Consider the following 2,877-nt stretch of genomic DNA (forward strand, 5'->3'; position numbering starts at 1 on the left):
CCGGACGCGCTGCTGATGCTGGGCGCGACGCACGCGCTGGAGCGGCTGTTCGGCAACAGCCTGCCGCCGCTGCGGCTGGCGCGGCGCCTCGGCATGGCGGCGGTGGACCGGATGCCACGGCTGAAGGCGGCCTTCGCCCGCCGCGCCATGGGCTTCGGCGCCGTCACCGGCGGGCTGATGGAGGAGCGCGCGCCGGTCCTGCCCGGCGGCTGAACCGGGCAGGGCCGGCGGCGCTTCGCCTCAGCCGCCGGGCGGCCCCTCGGCGCTGTTGTTCAGGGCGCGGATCGATTCGCCCAGCACCTCGATGCGGTTGCTGGTCTCCTCCACCAGCTGGCGGATCTCGCGCGCCGCCTGGCCCGAGCTGTTGGCGAGCTGGCGCACCTCCTGCGCCACCACGGCGAAGCCCTTGCCGGCATCGCCGGCGCGCGCCGCCTCGATGGTGGCGTTCAGCGCCAGCAGGTTGGTCTGCGAGGCGATGCCGTTGATCGTGCCGCTGATCTGGCCGATGCGGCGGGAGGAGGCGGCGGCCTCCTGCATGGCGGCCTCGGTGTTCTGCACGGTGACGCGGCGGGCGGTGACGTCGACGCCGCACAGGATGATGCCGGTGATGGCGCCGGTGAAGTCGCGCAGCGGGCTGAACATGGCGTCCAGCCACAGCGCCGGCTGGCTGCCGGGCCAGGGCAGCTCGCGCCGCAGCGATTCGCCGCGCAGCACGCGCGCCTGCGCCGCCGCGTCGAGCAGCGCGTCGAGCCGCACCTGCCCCGGCAGCTGGCCGCTGGTCGAGACCGGCGCGCCCTGCACGGTCCATTCGGCGACGGCGGTGGTGGTGCAGATGGCGGAGAGCTTCTGGTCGAAGCTCAGGGCGCGGCGCTTGGTCTCGGTGACATTGGCCTGGATCGAGATATAGGCGCTCGGCCGGCCATCCGGCCCGAGCACCGGGTTGATGGCCAGGCTGATCCAGTAGGTCTCGCCATCCTTGCGGTAGTTCAGGATCTCGTCATAGATCGGCCGGCCCTGCTGCAGCGCCTCGCGGATGCGGCGCACCGTCGCCGGGTCGGTCAGCGGCCCCTGCAGGAAGGAGCCGGGGCTGCGGCCCATCGCCTCCTCGGCGCCGTAGCCGGTCATCCGCGTGAAGCCCTTGTTGACGTAGCGGATCAGCCGGTCGGGGCCGCAGATCACCACCGAATTGTCGGTCTCGTCCGCCACCATGGAGAGCAGGCGGATCTGCTCGCGCCGCTGCACCTCCTCATGCACGTTGCGGATGAAGGCGGTGTAGAGCTGCCGCCCATCGTCCAGCCGGATGCGCGACAGCGACAGGCTGCCCCAGATGACGCTGCCATCCTTGCGGTGGATCTCGACCTCGCGCGCGGTGCCGACGATGCGGTCCTGCCCGGTGGTGCGGTTGCGGTTGACCAGGCTGTCATGCTGCGGCTGGATGGCGCGCGGCACCAGCATGCGCACATTGCGCCCCATCACCTCGGCGGCGCTGTAGCCCCAGAGCCGCTCGGCCGCCGGGTTGAAGAAGGTGACGACGTTGTTCTCGTCGATCGTCACCACCGCGTCGAGCGCCTGCTCCAGCGTCTGCCGGATGGTCTCGCGCCCCGCGCGCTCGGCCGAGACGTCGCGCACGAAGGCGGTGTAGCCGACGCCCTGCGGCGTCTCCAGCCGCGACAGCGACAGGCTGCCCCAGATGACGCTGCCATCCTTGCGGTGGATCTCCACCTCGCGCGAGGTGCCGACGATGCGGTCCTCCCCGGTGGCGCGGTGGCGGTTGACGAAGCTGTCATGCTGCGGCTGGATCGCCGCCGGCACCAGCATGCGCACATTGCGCCCGACCACCTCGGCGGCGCTGTAGCCCCAGAGCCGCTCCGCCGCCGCGTTGAAGAAGGTCACGGTGTTGGCGGGGTCGATCGAGACCACGGCGATGATGCACTGTTCCAGCGCCTGCTGCGCCAGGGCGCCGCCGCCGCCCCCGGCTGCCGCGCCGCCGCCGGGCGCGGCCGTTGCATCGCCCTGCGCGGGCCGTGCCAGCCAGGACTTCATGCGGTGTCACCTCCGGTCCAGAGGTGCCTTCCTGGCATGCGGCGGGCGAAAAAACCGTGAAGCCGGCGCCGCCGCCTCAGGGGGCGAGCAGCAGAGTGTCCAGCAGGCTGCGCAGCACCGTCACCCCCTCCTGCACCCCTTCCAGCCGCAGCGGCCGGCCGGCCTCGGCGCCCAGCGCCCGGGTGAAGCCGGCGCGGTCCTGGCCCAGCTCGGCGGCGGAGAGCTTGCCATCGCCATCATAGTCCAGGCTCTCCATGGCGAAGCGGGCGATGGCGACGCCGGCCAGCAGCCCGCCGCCGCCGGCGGCCAGCACATTCTCGGGCGAGGCGTCCTCGGCCGCCGCCAGCACCCAGGTCAGGCCGCGCACCAGCCGGGCGATCTCGGCCACCGAGAGCAGCCCGTCGCCGGAGACATCGCCCGCCGCGACCAGGGCGGCGACGCATTGCGCCGTGCTGGCGCCGGGCGCGCCGCAGGCCGCCTCCAGCCCCTCCAGCGCGCCGAGGAAGGCCAGACCCTCGCCATGCAGCGCGGCGAAGCTCAGCGGCGGGCCGGGGCAGCGGCGCCAGGATTGCAGCGGCGTCTCGCCCGGCAGCCGGTCGTCGCGCAGCTTGGCGTCGGGCTCGGCGGTCTCCAGCGCATTGGCATCGCCGCGCAGCAGGATGCGCGGCGCCTCGGCGCCGCGGCCGGTGCCGACATGCCACTCCTGCTGCCGCCGCGTCTCGGCGAAGCGGATCAGCCGCGCCGGCCCGTCCGCCGGCAGCCGCGCGACCGCGCGGGCGGTGACCTGCAGCATGGCGCGCGGGCTCGCGCATTCGCCGGAAAACCAGGCGCCGC

At 73.7% G+C, this 2,877-nt stretch carries 2 protein-coding genes and 1 pseudogene; 1 reads left to right on the top strand and 2 read right to left on the bottom strand.

The window, feature by feature from the left end; translation table 11 throughout:
* A pseudogene (locus HMPREF0731_RS08760) lies at positions 1–213 on the top strand (ubiquinone biosynthesis protein UbiH); the annotation flags it as partial.
* A 27-nt stretch (positions 214–240) separates the two neighbouring features.
* Here the strand turns inward: HMPREF0731_RS08760 and HMPREF0731_RS26365 are convergent.
* Both HMPREF0731_RS26365 and HMPREF0731_RS08770 read right to left on the bottom strand, forming a co-directional pair.
* Positions 241–2,043 carry a PAS domain S-box protein gene (locus HMPREF0731_RS26365; protein ID WP_007003731.1) on the bottom strand — a complete coding sequence of 601 codons (1,803 nt, stop codon included), beginning with the start codon at positions 2,041–2,043 and terminating at the stop codon, positions 241–243.
* A 76-nt stretch (positions 2,044–2,119) separates the two neighbouring features.
* On the bottom strand, positions 2,120–2,877 hold a 758-nt coding region (locus tag HMPREF0731_RS08770; RefSeq protein ID WP_040612590.1), incomplete at its 5' end, for an EF-hand domain-containing protein.

This window comes from Pseudoroseomonas cervicalis ATCC 49957 (assembly GCF_000164635.1).
GTDB classification, from domain to species: Bacteria; Pseudomonadota; Alphaproteobacteria; order Acetobacterales; family Acetobacteraceae; genus Pseudoroseomonas; species Pseudoroseomonas cervicalis.

Excerpts from the sequence above, each read along its gene's own strand:
- HMPREF0731_RS26365 (WP_007003731.1), bottom strand. The coding sequence starts at position 2,043 with ATGAAGTCCTGGCTGGCACGGCCCGCGCAGGGCGATGCAACGGCCGCG.